15 protein-coding genes are annotated in these 14642 nt (G+C 34.9%); 4 read left to right on the forward strand and 11 right to left on the reverse strand.

The annotated features are described in order from the left end of the window. Positions 1 to 5 precede the first annotated feature (5 nt). The 7 genes from sufB to AB8B52_RS04170 form a co-directional block, all read right to left on the reverse strand. Positions 6 to 1454, reverse strand: coding sequence for a Fe-S cluster assembly protein SufB (gene sufB / locus AB8B52_RS04140; RefSeq protein ID WP_406025530.1), 1449 nt, complete (start codon positions 1452 to 1454; stop codon positions 6 to 8). Between the two features lie 75 nt (positions 1455 to 1529). Continuing rightward, the gene (locus tag AB8B52_RS04145; RefSeq protein ID WP_406025532.1) at positions 1530 to 1859 is read right to left on the reverse strand and encodes a HesB/IscA family protein; all 330 of its coding nucleotides are present in this window, start codon (positions 1857 to 1859) and stop codon (positions 1530 to 1532) included. Positions 1860 to 1996: 137 nt separating this feature from the next. Further along, positions 1997 to 2236, reverse strand: a complete 240-nt coding sequence (locus tag AB8B52_RS04150; RefSeq protein ID WP_406025534.1) for a hypothetical protein — start codon at positions 2234 to 2236, stop codon at positions 1997 to 1999. A gap of 103 nt (positions 2237 to 2339) precedes the next feature. Continuing rightward, positions 2340 to 3362, reverse strand: a complete 1023-nt coding sequence (locus tag AB8B52_RS04155; RefSeq protein WP_406025536.1) for a cytochrome-c peroxidase — start codon at positions 3360 to 3362, stop codon at positions 2340 to 2342. A 59-nt stretch (positions 3363 to 3421) separates the two neighbouring features. Next, the gene (locus AB8B52_RS04160; protein WP_406025537.1) at positions 3422 to 4186 is read right to left on the reverse strand and encodes an MbnP family protein; all 765 of its coding nucleotides are present in this window, start codon (positions 4184 to 4186) and stop codon (positions 3422 to 3424) included. Between the two features lie 85 nt (positions 4187 to 4271). Beyond that, positions 4272 to 5609 carry a hypothetical protein gene (locus AB8B52_RS04165; protein WP_406025539.1) on the reverse strand — a complete coding sequence of 446 codons (1338 nt, stop codon included), beginning with the start codon at positions 5607 to 5609 and terminating at the stop codon, positions 4272 to 4274. 7 nt (positions 5610 to 5616) lie between these two features. Further along, positions 5617 to 6831: a choice-of-anchor B family protein gene (locus AB8B52_RS04170; RefSeq protein WP_406025540.1), complete on the reverse strand. Its 1215-nt coding sequence runs from the start codon at positions 6829 to 6831 to the stop codon at positions 5617 to 5619. 109 nt (positions 6832 to 6940) lie between these two features. Between AB8B52_RS04170 and thiL the strand changes: the two genes are divergently transcribed. Then, positions 6941 to 7993, forward strand: a complete 1053-nt coding sequence (gene thiL / locus AB8B52_RS04175; RefSeq protein WP_406025542.1) for a thiamine-phosphate kinase — start codon at positions 6941 to 6943, stop codon at positions 7991 to 7993. Here thiL and AB8B52_RS04180 read toward each other — a convergent pair. The 3 genes from AB8B52_RS04180 to AB8B52_RS04190 all read right to left on the reverse strand — a co-directional run bounded on the left by AB8B52_RS04180 (position 7977) and on the right by AB8B52_RS04190 (position 9386). Next, positions 7977 to 8207, reverse strand: a complete 231-nt coding sequence (locus tag AB8B52_RS04180) for a hypothetical protein (protein WP_406025543.1) — start codon at positions 8205 to 8207, stop codon at positions 7977 to 7979. The genes thiL and AB8B52_RS04180 overlap by 17 nt on opposite strands. Positions 8208 to 8288: 81 nt before the next feature. Beyond that, positions 8289 to 8531 carry a hypothetical protein gene (locus AB8B52_RS04185; protein WP_406025544.1) on the reverse strand — a complete coding sequence of 81 codons (243 nt, stop codon included), beginning with the start codon at positions 8529 to 8531 and terminating at the stop codon, positions 8289 to 8291. Between the two features lie 78 nt (positions 8532 to 8609). Further along, positions 8610 to 9386: an alpha/beta fold hydrolase gene (locus AB8B52_RS04190; protein WP_406025546.1), complete on the reverse strand. Its 777-nt coding sequence runs from the start codon at positions 9384 to 9386 to the stop codon at positions 8610 to 8612. A gap of 94 nt (positions 9387 to 9480) precedes the next feature. Here AB8B52_RS04190 and AB8B52_RS04195 point away from each other — a divergent pair, with 94 nt between their 5' ends. From AB8B52_RS04195 to AB8B52_RS04205, 3 genes are read left to right on the forward strand one after another with little or no spacing between them, the layout of a single operon-like run. Beyond that, entirely contained in the window at positions 9481 to 11034 is a 1554-nt protein-coding gene (locus AB8B52_RS04195; protein WP_406025548.1) for a serine hydrolase, read from the forward strand. After that, positions 11031 to 12332 carry a branched-chain amino acid transport system II carrier protein gene (locus AB8B52_RS04200; protein WP_406025550.1) on the forward strand — a complete coding sequence of 434 codons (1302 nt, stop codon included), beginning with the start codon at positions 11031 to 11033 and terminating at the stop codon, positions 12330 to 12332. The genes AB8B52_RS04195 and AB8B52_RS04200 overlap by 4 nt, the downstream gene beginning before the upstream one ends. Before the next feature lie 2 nt (positions 12333 to 12334). Then, a complete protein-coding gene (locus AB8B52_RS04205; RefSeq protein WP_406025552.1) occupies positions 12335 to 13039 on the forward strand; it encodes a DNA adenine methylase in 705 nt (234 codons plus the stop codon). A gap of 8 nt (positions 13040 to 13047) precedes the next feature. Here the strand turns inward: AB8B52_RS04205 and AB8B52_RS04210 are convergent, their stop codons facing one another. Further along, positions 13048 to 14403: an ATP-binding protein gene (locus tag AB8B52_RS04210; protein ID WP_406025554.1), complete on the reverse strand. Its 1356-nt coding sequence runs from the start codon at positions 14401 to 14403 to the stop codon at positions 13048 to 13050. Positions 14404 to 14642: the final 239 nt, after the last annotated feature.

Raw genomic sequence — 14642 nt, forward strand, 5'->3', positions numbered from 1 at the left:
TTTTACTATCCTACAGAACCTTCTAAACTTATTTCTAATAATTTTTGAGCTTCAACAGCAAATTCCATTGGCAGTTTGTTTAATACATCTTTACTAAATCCATTTACGATTAAGGCAATGGCTTTTTCAGTATCAATACCGCGTTGGTTACAATAAAATATTTGGTCTTCACCGATTTTACTAGTTGTTGCTTCGTGCTCAATCATAGCACTTTTATTTTTAGCTTCTATATATGGGAAGGTATGTGCACCACAATCATTACCCATTAGTAAACTATCACATTGCGAAAAGTTACGTGCATTGCTTGCACGAGATCCAATTTGTACCAATCCACGATATGAGTTTTGAGATTTACCAGCCGAAATACCTTTTGAGATAATTGTCGATTTTGTGTTTTTCCCTAAGTGGATCATTTTAGTTCCGGTATCCGCTTGCTGATAATTGTTAGTAACTGCAATAGAATAAAATTCACCTACAGAATTATCACCTTTTAGAATACATGATGGATATTTCCAAGTTACCGCAGAACCAGTTTCTACTTGGGTCCAAGAAATTTTTGCGTTTTTCTCGCAAAGGCCTCTTTTAGTTACAAAATTGTAAACTCCACCTTTTCCTTCTGCATTACCAGGATACCAGTTTTGTACTGTAGAGTATTTAATTTCTGCATCGTCCATAGCAATAAGTTCTACAACGGCTGCGTGTAGTTGATTTTCATCTCTACTTGGCGCAGTACAACCTTCCAAATAACTCACGTAACTACCTTCGTCTGCAATAAGAAGTGTGCGTTCAAATTGACCAGTACCACCTTGGTTAATTCTAAAATAGGTAGACAGTTCCATTGGGCATTTTACTCCTTTAGGAATGTAACAAAAAGAGCCATCACTAAATACAGCTGAATTTAAAGCTGCATAATAGTTGTCAGTTGTTGGCACAATGGTACCCATATATTTTTTTACAAGTTCTGGATGCTCTTTTATCGCTTCCGAAATACTCATAAAAATGATGCCTTTTTCAGAAAGGGTTTTTTTGAATGTTGTAGCTACAGAAACAGAATCTACAACAATATCCATAGCGATATTGTTCATTTTTTTCTGCTCATCTACAGAGATGCCTAATTTTTTATACATGGCTAATAAATCCGGATCTACGTCATCTAATGTTTTATTAGGATCTATAGCAACTGGAGCAGAGTAGTAAGCAATAGCTTGAAAATCTGGTTTTTCGTAATTGACATTTGCCCAATCTGGCTCAGTCATTTCTTTCCAAACTTTATAAGCGTCTAGTCTCCATTGTGTCATCCATTCAGGCTCTTCTTTTTTATTAGAAATAGCACGAACGATATCTTCATTTAATCCAATAGGAAATGTTTCAGACTCTATATCTGTAAAAAAACCGTATTCATATTCTTTGGTTTTTAACTCTTCTCTTAAATCGTCTTCTGTATATTTTGACATAACTCTTTTACATTTTTTTTAAACCCTTTTGTTTTAGGAAGGATGGTTCCGTTTACTAGTCTGAAGAATTTTTTGTTATAATGAAAATGATTCTCCACAACCACAAGTACGATTTGCATTTGGGTTATTGAATACAAAACCAGTTCCGTTTAAGCCACCAGAATATTCTAGTGTTGTGCCAATAAGGTAGAGAAAGCTTTTTTTGTCAACAATGATTTTCACATCATTATCTTCAAAAACTTTGTCACCCTCTGTTTGTGCTTTGTCGAAATTTAAATCGTAAGACAAACCAGAACAGCCACCACTTTTAACACCTACTCTAACGAAGTCTGTGCTTGGGTCAAAGCCATCGTCAGTCATGAGTTCCATGACTTTCTTTTTTGCGTGATCAGATACTTTAATCATATCGTTTAACTAGATTAATTCTAAATAGAATGCAAATATACGATATAACCAAGATTTAACCATATCTGCTAACATTATATTAGCATATGATTTGATAGGAATTAGTTATGAAGAAAAAAATTTAACGAAGGATTTTATTACACGTAAACTTTTGTTTTTTGAATGCGACGTGTGAGACGATACAACTCTTGAAGTGTGTCCTTAATTTGCGTATTAGCCACAGTAATATTGTCAAAATTTCCATGATGATCCGTAACAACAACAGCATCGCAATGCGAGCAAGTAAGTTCAATAGTGTGATCCAGGTTGGTTTTGGATCTTTTGTAATTATGGCCAAATACTGCGCATGGCAATATTTTAGTTGTGTTCGTTTTCATGTTAGTAGGATTTAGGGACTACTAATTTATAAAATCGAACTGAAAACAAGTTAAAATACTTAATTTTTCGATGAAATACATAAAATATCAAAATACTTCGAACTTAATTATTCTGAAATTGGGAGTTATTGATGAATGAAGGATCAGATAGTGTTAATAAAAAGGCTTTAAGATCTGCCTTATCTGTCTCAGAAAGTTGCACACCTCCTTGGTTTATTTGCTTCATTAATGGATCTATGGTTGGTGAGTTTTGAAGGCCTTCACTGTAGTGATTTATAACGTCGTCTAGCGTGTTGAAGCGACCATCGTGCATATAAGGAGCAGAATATAAAAGATTGCGAAGAGATGGTGTTTTAAATTTCCCATTGTCATTAGGGTCTCCTGTAACTCCACCCAAGCCTAAATCTGAGAATACGGCATCTAAACCATTATTATGAAAATCGTTGTTAGTCCATAAAGGATTATTAGGATTGCCATGACAATGAAAACAATCTCCTTTATCTTCTCTTAAAAATACGTCTAAACCATTTAATTCTTGAGCTGTTAAATCTACCTCTCCTAAACTATACTTATCAAATTTTGAATTGGCTGAAATCAGTGTCCGTTCAAATTGTGCAATGGCTTTGGTGGTTAATTCCTTAGTGATTGTGGTCGTTTTAAAAGCCAATTGAAACAGTTCGGGATAATCTGGATGATTTTGTAATCTTGAAACAACATCTTCCCAATTGCTATGCAGTTCTATTGGATTTTCTATTGGTTCTTCCGCTTGTCTTTCTAAGCTAAGTGCAGATCCATCCCAATTAAAACGTTCGTTATACGTCCAAGCGAGATTGAATAAGGGCATGGAATTTCGTGTGCCGAATATGCCATCTGCACCTTCACTTGTTGGAGTATGGTCTGTAAATGTGTTTTGTGGTGCGTGGCAACTCGCGCAAGCTTGTGTGCTATTGGCAGACAAAATAGTATCAAAAAACAATTTTTTACCAAGTGCTACTCCTTCAACGGTTTGCGGATTATCGGTTGGGATGATCGGTGGAATAATATTATCGGAAAATAGTTTTGGAATGACTAAAGGTTGTGGCACAGGCTCATAGACTGCGTCTTCTTCTGAGCAGTTTAGAATCAAAAGTAGTATGGAACAAATAAAAAGACGTTTTAAGTGCATTGAGTCATTAATAATTTCAGTTACTCTTCCAAATCAAAAACTGTCTGCCCATTTTCAAACATCATAATTTGTGCTTCAGAATTTGGCATAAGCATTTGGTTAAATTCATTTAAATCCCAAAGGATTGGATTTTTAAACCATTCGGCAATATTCATTTGTATTTCTATTTCTGCATTTGGCGTAACAGTAACCATACCTAAATTGACTGTAAAAAAGGTGTCTTGCGGAAATGTTGGGTTTGGCCCAGAATTATCAACAGCTCTTATAGCATGGTAATTAAAGCCTTGTTCTTCATTGTTGGCATTGATAAATTTGCCGTCGAATTGCATATAATGGTAGCCACCACCTAGCATTTCAGGTACATTAAAGGATACTGTATTTAAATCGAGAAGATTTTCGGAGTTGGTTTCATTGTTTAATCCAAAAGTAAAAGACAAGTTATAAGACCCAGTCGGAATTTGAGTTTCGGAAGTAAAATTTAAACTGTTGTCAATAGCAAGATCTACTAAATGATGCTGGTCTAAAACAAAACGCTGATTAGCACTATTAGTGAAGGTAATGTCTGAGATAACATAACGAAGGCGTTCCATACTTAAAAGATCTTCATTTTCGTTGGTGAACTGCAAAGTGTTAAAATCTGCGTTGGTTACCATAGTGTTATCCCAGTAATGTGTGAACTTCAAATTTGTTTGGGTCGATGGTATTAAATTATCGTCGGCATCTTCGCCACAAGACAAGAAGCTTAAAAGGGCTAACAGGCTTAGCATTAAAATTTTTGATTTCATAGTATTTTAAGTGTGTCTAAAAAACATCAATTGAAGTGCGGTCGAAAATCTCATAAAAATAAGACTCAATTTATTTCTGCTGCTATTAATTCGTTTCATCAATTCGTATAATTAACACATCCGTAAAACCTTTGTTTTCTAAAATATCTCCATCATTACTTGTGCTATCTCCAACACCAATGATAGAACCTTCATTTAGTTGTGCTACGCTATATGCAAAATCAATATTAGCACCACCAACTGTAGTTTCCCAGAGCAAATTTCCATTGTCATCTACTTTAAGGATCCACGCATCATTTTGACCATTGTTTGCGGAAACGTCTTTATCACTACTTCTTGAACTTCCTGCTAAAATAAAACCATTAGTTTCGGCTTTTATTATAGAACGCGCCACATCAAAATTAGAACCACCTATGGTTTTTTCCCAAAGTAAGTCGCCATTTGGTGTTATTTTAATGAGCCATAAATCTGCTGCACCTTTATTATTAGAAATGTCATTATCATTACTTCTTGTATCACCAGCAATGATATAATTACCATCATTAGATTTTACAATGCTTCTAGCTTCATCGATTTGGTCACCTCCAAATGATTTTTCCCAAACTAAATCTCCGGCTGCGGAAATTTTCAAAATCCAAAAATCATAGGTACCAATGTTGCTAGAGATATCGGTATCATTACTGTCTGAACTTCCTACAATGATAAAACCATTGTCTTCCGTTTGTATCACATCCGTTGGTGCATCTGTAAAATTTCCACCAAAATATTGACTCCATTGTAGGGTTCCTGTTGCATCTAGTTTTAAAGCCCAATAATCTCCACCTGCATGTCTGTTAGTGCTTCGCGAAAAGTTGCCTTCTCCACCTGAAGCGGTTACATCTAAAGTACCTGTAATAAGATAGCCTTGGTCGTTGGTTTCAATTACAGAAATTCCATTGTCAGCTCCTTGGTAACCAAATGATTTTTGCCAAGAGATATTACCACTGACATCTAGTTTTACCAACCAGTAATCTTGTAGCCCAGCATTATTAGTAACATCTCCGTCAGTACTAAAACTAGAGCCTAAAATAGCATAACCTCCATCTTGTGTCTGTATCATAGAACTGCCACGTTCATCGGCAGAACCACCAAAGGTTTTCTGCCATTGTAATTCATTTTCGGCATTGTATTTAAGAACCCAATAATCAAAACTTTCGTTGGTCTTATTGACGATATCTCCATCCATACTTTGGGTAAATCCTAGAATAGCATAACCTCCATCTGAAGTTGCTACAACAGATTGTCCACTGTCATTTTTTGTACCACCCAAGGTTTTAACAAGATTTGTACTAACATTTACGGCTAAAGATATATCATCATCTTTTTTGCAACCCGTTAAGATAATGAGTATTAAAAAGAAAATTATATAGGAACGAGACTTCATATACATTTTATTCTGTGGGTCTTACTATAAACATACCACCTTCAATATCGCTCACTATGATATTACCACTATTGAAAAATGGATAGATATTCCAAGCTCCACTAAAAGCGGTGTTGTCATTTTCAGGGAAAGTATCTATAAAACCTGTTTCCACCATCACTCCAGAGGCAATATTTGAAATGTCCACCGCTCTTATACCAGCTGTATAATTGGCAATATAAAACGTATTTCCCACCACATAACCATTATGATCTATAGCAGCTGTTGGACCTAAATATTCCATATGATACACAGGATTATCTAAATCTGTAAAGTCGAAGACTAAAGTTCTAGAATTAGAACCAAAGTTAATTTCATCTAATTCATCACCTAATAGAAAATAAGTTAAGTCTTCTGTAAACCAGCCTTGGTGTGTATAGCCAATGTTACTGTAATCGATGTTTGAAATTTGAGTAGGATTTTGTTTGTCCGTAACATCAACAATAACGACTTCATTTTCATTACTACCAATTAAGATTTCTCTTCCTGTATAGTCTGTGTCTGGACCGTTATAAGTAATTACTTGCGCATCGTGAGCATAAGCATCATCTGCATAGCCACCAGCAGCAACAGGACTTGTTGGATTTTGAATATTCACAAAATGTGGACCTCCATCAAAAGTATCTGACCCAACAGCATAGGCAAAACCGCTTGTTTCATTAATGACAATATTGTGCGCGCTACCAAAACCGTTGTAAATAGCATCTGCCGTAAATGTTTGGGGAGGATTTGAAACATTTCGTAATCGGGTTAAATCAAAAACTTGCATACCATGTCCAGGAGCTTCGCTAACAATAAAGGCGTGGTTGTTATAAACTTTTAAATCGCGCCAAATGCTAACGTCTGTTGTAGTTGGTAATGTGCCTAATAGTAATGGATTAGCAGCATCAGTTATATCTAAGAAAGCAGAGTTGGTAGAGGTACAAACCAAAGCATATTCTTTACCAGTATCAGGATCTGTCCATCCCCAAGAATCGTTACCTTGAGAACCACTTCCGCCTAAGTTTTCAATAGGGACATGGCTCATTAAATCAAAACCACTACAAGGGTATGCGCCTGCCATACCGTTTATACATGGAAATTGTGATTCGGGAATTGGGTTGCTGTTATTATTAGTGTCGTCGTCATTATCACAACTCAGTAACATAATAAGGGCTAAAGCCCATAGCATATGTAATTTCATAGTCTTTTTTTTAGCAATTTACAGTAAATATTATTTCTGGAATAAAATCCTGTTATAATTAACGTACATATTACCTTTGTATTTGATAAAAGCATCACATTTCTGTATTATGATTGAAGATAAAAATCCAAAACGAACACCATTAGGTGAATTAGGTGAGTTTAAATTGATTGAACATTTAACTCAACATTTTAAAGTGACTCAGAAATCGACTATAAAAAGTATTGGCGATGATGCTGCGGTACTCAACTTTGGTAAAAAACAAATTGTGGTTTCTACAGACTTATTAGTTGAGGGAGTACATTTTGATTTGAGTTATGCACCTTTAAAACATTTGGGTTATAAAGCCATTGTGGTTAACCTTTCAGATATTTATGCTATGAATGCTATGGCAACGCAAGTTACAGTATCTATTGCTGTATCTAATCGGTTCCCTTTAGAGGCACTTGAAGAATTGTATGCTGGCATTACGACTGCTTCAAAATATTACAACGTAGATGTGGTTGGCGGAGATACAACATCTTCAACGTCTGGATTAATTATTTCGGTAACTGCTATTGGTGAAGTAGAAAAAGGAAATGAAGTATTGAGGTCTGGTGCGAAACCAAATGATTTACTAGTATTATCTGGCGATATTGGTGCAGCTTTTATGGGATTACAAGTTTTGGAACGTGAAAAAGAAGTATTTAAAGTGAACCCAAACAGCCAACCAGATTTATCGATGTACACTTATATTATTGAGCGACAATTAAAACCTGAAGCGCGAAAAGATATGATAGAATTATTGAAAGAACTAGAGGTGAAACCAACCAGTATGATTGATATTAGTGATGGTTTATCTTCTGAAGTCATTCACTTGTGTAAACAAAGTAATGTTGGAGTTGATCTTTATGAAGATAAGATTCCATTAGACCCTCAGGTGATTTCAACTTGCGAAGAATTTAATATAGATAGTACTACAATCGCGTTAAGTGGTGGTGAAGATTATGAATTATTAATGACGATATCCCAAGAAGATTTTCCGAAAATAAAAGGCAATCCAAATTTAACGGTTATAGGATATATGACGGAACAAGATAGAGGAATGCACTTAGTTACAAGAGCAGACGAAAAAATTGAAATTATTGCTAAAGGATGGAATGCGCTTAAACATCAAGAATAAAAAAGCGTTGACTTTTTTCCAAACGTTTCATGTGCACACGATGCAATACGGAATTAATTTCTTTAAATTTTGGTGTTAAGGGAATAAATTTGCCATCACCATCAATAGTCATTTCAGACTTACAATTTTTACACTTATATTCTCTGACGTGATAAGTAACATTTTTTGACACTTTATAATCGTGTCCAAACAATGAGCAATAAACGTTTTTCATTAATTAGTTTTCTTAGAGAGATTCGCTGAATTTATAGGGATCGAAATATAAGAAAATTAGTTACTAAAAAGTTATTAACATTTAACAAATCGATGAACTGATGGTTTTTTGCTTTGAACGCATCGTTCTGTAATTGTAAATACGCTCCAAGGTCGAATTTATATCTTGGTGTTCTTCGGTTAGTTCTGTTAGTCTTCCATTACTGTCTGTTGTCAATTGTTTTTTACAACATTTACAAGTGTATTCTTTAACATGGTTGGTGACTTTTTTACTTATTTGATAATTATGACCAAATAAATCGCAATATACTTTTGTAGGTTTCATGTCAGGGTGTTGGACAATTTCTTTTTTGATTTACAATGTAAACTTATAAAAAAAAGAATAATAAAACGTTTAAGTGATTTATTTTTCGATAAAATGAATTAATTTGTAAGTTAATTCTGATTTATTCTCAATATGACTCATATGTCCCTCCGAAAATTCTACATAGTCAATACCTGTATGTTCAATTTCTTTTATGAGTTTATTCCCATCAACCACACTATCCTTTTTTCCAATTATAATTAATTTTTTCCCTTTTATGTTTTTGAAAACATCAAAACGATTTGGCCTAAGGCGCATCCCTTCTTGGCCTGCCATGTAACCTTGCAGTGGTGTTTGCACTGCCATTTCCAATGCAGCATCAAATTTCTCTTGAAACTTTGCTTTACTTTCTGGAGCAAACAAGTTTGTAAAAGACATTTGTACCAAACTTTCAAAATGCGTTTTTGCCATTTCATTGGCGCGCAACCTTAATTTGTTTCGTGCGTTATCATCAGCTTCATAAGTAGAATTCATTAGGCAAAGACCATTAAAAAGCTGAGGTCGGTTTTCAGCAAGCGCTAAGGCAACATAACCTCCCATAGAATGGCCAACAAACTTAGCCTCTTTAATAGTCAAATGTTGTAAGACAGCTAAAACGGCATCAGCCATATCTGTCATAGTATGCACATAACCCAAACATTCCGTTTGTCCATGACCGAGTAAATCAATACAGATAATTTTATGGTTTTTTGAAAATGTTGGAATGAAATCCGTCCACATCGCAACTGTTTCTAAGAAACCGTGCAGTAAGACAACAGCATCACCTTCGCCTGAAACCGTATAATGAATTTTTATGTTTTTATAGTCTAAAAGCATGACTGCAAAGATAAATTTTGAATGCAGATTCATGCTGAAATCATCACTAACATTTTAGTATATTTGAATCTATTCAAACTAAATTATGTTTCAGATGTATTTAAAGCGCCTTTTAGTTGTCGTCTTTACCGTAAGTGCTATTTGTTTAAATGCACAAATTGAAGAAAAAAAACTAGATCAACTTATTAAAGAGACCTTAACCACTTTTGATGTGCCAGGAATTTCCGTTGGTGTTTTTAAAGACGGTAAAGTTATGTATGCTAAAGGACATGGTGTACGTTCATTAACTTCTAAAAAAGAGATGAACGACAATACCTTAGTTGGTGTCGCTTCCAATAGTAAAGGATTCACTTGTTTTGCCTTAGCGATGATGGTTGATGCTGGGAAATTACAATGGGATGATCCTGTGAGAAAGCACATTCCAGAATTTCAATTACAAGACCCTTGGGTAACCGAACATTTTACGGTTAGAGATTTAGTTACACATCGCAGCGGTATGGGTTTGGGAGCAGGCGATTTAATGTTTTTTCCCGAAGGCAATGGTTTTGATGTGGATGCTATTATAAATGGTGTAAAATATTTAGAGCCAGAATCATCTTTTAGAAGCAAATTCGCTTACAATAATAATATGTACATTATTGCAGGCGAAGTTTTAAAACGCGTGAGTGGTTTATCTTGGGAAGATTTTATTGAAACTAAAATTATGCAACCTGTCGGAATGAAGAATAGCAAAGCCTCATATAATAGAGTTACAGATAAATCGAATATCATCGATGCACATACGAGAGCTGATGGTAAGGTTATTCAGATTCCACACGACTGGAGCGAAACGGCAAACCCAGCAGGAGGCATTGTGAGTAATGTGCATGATATGATGACTTGGGCACAATTTTTAATGAATGATGCTGTTACGGAAAATGCCGAGCGTTTGTTAGATAAAAATTTGTTTCATGAATTATGGCAACTACAAACTCCACTTTCTGTTCGACCAGGCGATTGGTACAACTCTAATTTTAAAGGCTATGGTTTAGGTTGGTTTTTAACAGATGTAAAAGGTGGGCACAAACAAGTTTATCATACAGGTGGTTTAATAGGAACGGTGACTCAGTTCACTATGATTCCCGATTTAGATTTAGCGATTGTAGTGTTAACCAATCAAATGAATGGCAATGCATTTAATACCATTACCAATACGATTAAAGATGCGTATTTAGGTTATGAAGATAGAGATTGGCTACTAAAATATGGCACAAGAAATGCAAATTATCTTAAATATAACGACAGTCTAAAGGCTGCCGTTTTTACCAAGGTTACTAAAGCTAAATTAAATCCAAATGTGCCAAAACCAGAGCAAATCGTTGGGACGTACACAGACGATTGGTTTGGTGATATTATCATATCGCACGATGGTAAAACATATAGCATTAAATGTAAACGTTCACCAAGATTATTTGGCGAATTACTGCCCTACAATGCCACTACTTTTGTGGTGAAATGGAATGATAGAAGTTACGATGCCGATGTGTTTATGCAATTCACTTTTAATGAAAACGAAGAAGCTGTTTCAGCAAGCATGAAATATATTGCACCAATTACAGATTTCAGTTTCGATTTTCATGATTTAGAACTTAAAAAACCAACTAATTGAATATTCAACGTAAAGAACTTTTAGTCACAAGTTTTGCTTTATTTTCATTGTTTTTTGGAGCAGGAAACTTATTGCTACCACCATTATTAGGTTATAATGCAGGAGAAAATTGGTTTTGGGTCACCGTCGGTTTTATGATCACTGCGGTTGTGATTCCTATTTTTGGCATTTTGGCACATGCCAGATTGCAAGGCACCTTATACGATTTTGGTAAAAAGGTATCACCAACGTTTAGTTTAATTTATTGCATTATTATTTATGTGATTGCTGTGGCAATTCCGTCTCCCAGAACAGCTGCTGCAACGCATGAAATTGCCATTCATCCTGCCTTTGGAACTTCTCCCTTATTAACCAGTGCCATTTACTTTGCACTCGTTTTGGTGTTTGTATTGAACCGTTCAAAAATTCTGAATCTTATCGGAAAATTTTTAACGCCTTTCATTGTCATTATGCTTTTGGCTGTTATTGGTATTGGTTTATCCTCTTCCTCATTTACAACAGGAATTTCTCAGTTTGAAACTCCAATTGCCACAGGAATTTTAGAAGGTTACCAAACCTTCGATGCTATTGGAGCCGTTGTCGTTGGAGCTGTAATTATTATCTCCTTGAATTTTAAAAACATGAAAGTGAGTCAGTTTGAATCGAAACGCAAACTCATACGACAATCAGGATTTATAGCAGGTACAGGTCTCTTTATTATTTATGCAGGTTTAATTTCGGTCGGAGCGTATTATGGTTCTGAAATTGAAGTGAACTCACAATTAAGTAGCGATATGCAACGTGCTAATTTATTACGAGGGATAAGTATTGCGTCCTTAGGCGAATTTGGGAATACGGTTTTAAGTATTCTTATTTCTTTAGCTTGTTTTACTACAGCTATTGGTATTGTAGCTGGCACAGCAGATTATTTTAGAGGAGTGTTTCATAAATCGAATTCAGCTTATGTGGTTACCGCCATCATTGCTTGTATTGCAGGCGTTGGTGTTGGGCAACTCGATTTTAATTCAATTGTCGTCGTTGCGATTCCGGTATTATTATGTGTGTATCCAATTACTATTGTGTTGATTCTATTAAATGTGTTACCAGAAAAAGTGGCAACACCATTAGTGTTTAGAGCCGTTGTGATGGTCACTTTTATATGTAGTATTCCAGATGTGGTTGGGTTTATTTCACCTTCAGAAGGTTTAAAATCTATAACTGAGTTTATTCCATTTTCACAATACAGTTTAGGTTGGGTTTTACCAGCTTTAGTAGCTTTTGTGATTACCTCATTTATTCAACCTAAAACTATAGATTAGGCATGAAATACATGGGAAGCAAGGCACGCTTTGCCAAAGAGTTATTGCCAATTATTTTAAAGGAGCGAAAGCCAAAACAAGCCTATCTGGAACCTTTTGCTGGTGGCATGAATATAATTGACAAGGTTGATGGCATTCGCATTGCCAACGACCAACACCAAGAACTCATGGCCATGTGGCAAGCCTTGGTTTATGAGAATTGGAATCCTCCACAAACTGTAAGCGAAGAAAAATACAAGCACATAAAATACAACCAATCAGAATATCCAAAACATCTAGTCGGTTATGTTGGGTTTAATTCTTTTGGTGGCAAATGGTTTGCAGGTTATAGACGTGATAAAGAAGGAAAACGCGATTATTGGGGCGAACATTATCGTAATATCACCAAGCAAGTCCCAAAGCTTGAAGGCATAGAGTTATCTTGTAAATCGTATCTCGATTTAGAGATTCCTAAAAACAGTATCATTTATTGCGATCCGCCTTATGAATCCACTACCAAATATCGTGATAGTTTTGACCATGCCCAATTTTGGGATTGGTGTCGCCAACAGAGTAAAGCTGGTCATCAAGTTTTTATAAGTGAATACAATGCACCAGAGGACTTTACATGTATTTGGGAGAAGGATGCGAAAACTACGTTTTCTTGGCACGCTGAGCATTCTGATGCTAAGGTTAGTGTTGAACGGTTGTTTGTTTTTGGAGGGTGAATCTTTATTTAAAAAGTAGTCACAAAATACGATATATAATCTTCAAGTTTTGTACCTAAGTAATAAGGTAAATTCATAAGCAAATACGGTTTTTTGCCCATTGGAGTTGTATGCTCTTCAATATTAAATTTCCCTGAATACATGCGTGCAGCATAAGGATGATTACTACGATCTACAAATTGATGTAGTGATTTTAGCTTCCCTTCTTTACCAGATTTTATTTCTATCGGAATTATTTTGTCTTTGTATTGTACTACTAAATCAACTTCAGAAGATGATTGTGTTTTTTCTCTCACCCAAAAGTTAGGCTTTTTATAGCTTAAAGTGTTCAAAGAAATTAACTCTTGCGTAATTAAATGTGGAATTATAGCACCTTTATAAGCCGTACTTAAATCGTCCAACACCAGCATATTTACTTGAATATTTAATTCATAATTTACCAAACCAGTATCTAAAAATTGCAATCGCGGAGATTTTTTTAAATCTGGTTTTACAGGTGGCTCTATGGTTGTTGTCGGATAAATTAATTGAATAATACGTGTGTCATTTAAGTTGCGCATCGCTTCACCGACTTCTCGAGATTTATAATTGGAGTTCCCAAAGTTTTGAAATTTTATACGCTCATCCATATACAAATGAGCCGTATCCATTATGTGTTTTATAATTACTGCATCTGTACTGTTGTGTGCATATTTTTTTACATCATCTTTATAGGTTAGCCATATACTTTCATAGACTTCAGGTAAAGCGGTTAATGTATTTTGTTCTAAATACGTGTTTACTACTTCTGGCATTCCACCGATAATGGCATACTCATGAAATAACTTTTTTAAGGTGGTATGCGCGAAATCTTGTAATGGAATTTGATGAAGCGCTTCTAAAGCCTGATTTTGACCTTTGGCTTCCACATATTCTAAAAAATTTAAAGGATGCACATATAAATAAGAGACACGACCAACCGGAAAACTTTTCACCTTATCCATAACGTGTTCTAGCAAAGAGCCTGCTGCAATAACATGTAGTTGAGGCAGATCTTCATAAAAATAGCGTAATAATGCTATCGCTTCTGGCGATTCTTGTATTTCATCAATAAAAAGTAGTGTTTTTGATATGTCTTTTGCAGAGATGTTATGTTCTAAAAGTAACGCATCCACTAATGTTTTTACATCTTTATAATCTTGAAAATATTTAAAATCAAAAGCATGCTCTAAATTAAGAGCCACAAAGTGATCGTAAGTTTTAGAAAAATGATTAACAGCTGTAGTTTTACCAACTTGCCTCGCTCCTCTAAGAACAAGAGGTTTACGTTTAGGATTGGCTTTCCATTGCCTAAGGGCTTTATAGATGTGTCTCTTATGATTCAATAGTTCTAATTTTATCATATTTGTAACAAAACAAGGGTAAATATATTAAATATTTGTAACAAAACAAGGGTAAAACTTTTATATTTATGTAACAAAACAAGGGTAAAATTAATTAAATCTGTAAAAAGTAAGGGTAAATTAATTTCTAAAACAAGGTTTTGTTTTTTTAAAGCTTAGTTATAGTGGTAGTAATTAGGTTTGCGGATTATCTGTGTGGTTTGTAGTTTTTAAGCTGTTTG

The organism is Winogradskyella sp., assembly GCF_045105575.1.
Taxonomy (GTDB): Bacteria; Bacteroidota; Bacteroidia; order Flavobacteriales; family Flavobacteriaceae; genus Winogradskyella.

Coding starts and splice junctions, on each gene's coding strand:
- AB8B52_RS04165 (WP_406025539.1), bottom strand. CDS start 5,609: ATGAAGTCTCGTTCCTATATAATTTTCTTTTTAATACTCATTATCTTA.
- AB8B52_RS04145 (WP_406025532.1), bottom strand. CDS start 1,859: ATGATTAAAGTATCTGATCACGCAAAAAAGAAAGTCATGGAACTCATG.
- sufB (WP_406025530.1), bottom strand. CDS start 1,454: ATGTCAAAATATACAGAAGACGATTTAAGAGAAGAGTTAAAAACCAAA.
- AB8B52_RS04195 (WP_406025548.1), top strand. CDS start 9,481: ATGTATTTAAAGCGCCTTTTAGTTGTCGTCTTTACCGTAAGTGCTATT.
- AB8B52_RS04190 (WP_406025546.1), bottom strand. CDS start 9,386: ATGCTTTTAGACTATAAAAACATAAAAATTCATTATACGGTTTCAGGC.
- AB8B52_RS04170 (WP_406025540.1), bottom strand. CDS start 6,831: ATGAAATTACATATGCTATGGGCTTTAGCCCTTATTATGTTACTGAGT.
- AB8B52_RS04150 (WP_406025534.1), bottom strand. CDS start 2,236: ATGAAAACGAACACAACTAAAATATTGCCATGCGCAGTATTTGGCCAT.
- AB8B52_RS04205 (WP_406025552.1), top strand. CDS start 12,335: ATGAAATACATGGGAAGCAAGGCACGCTTTGCCAAAGAGTTATTGCCA.
- thiL (WP_406025542.1), top strand. CDS start 6,941: ATGATTGAAGATAAAAATCCAAAACGAACACCATTAGGTGAATTAGGT.
- AB8B52_RS04160 (WP_406025537.1), bottom strand. CDS start 4,186: ATGAAATCAAAAATTTTAATGCTAAGCCTGTTAGCCCTTTTAAGCTTC.
- AB8B52_RS04185 (WP_406025544.1), bottom strand. CDS start 8,531: ATGAAACCTACAAAAGTATATTGCGATTTATTTGGTCATAATTATCAA.
- AB8B52_RS04180 (WP_406025543.1), bottom strand. CDS start 8,207: ATGAAAAACGTTTATTGCTCATTGTTTGGACACGATTATAAAGTGTCA.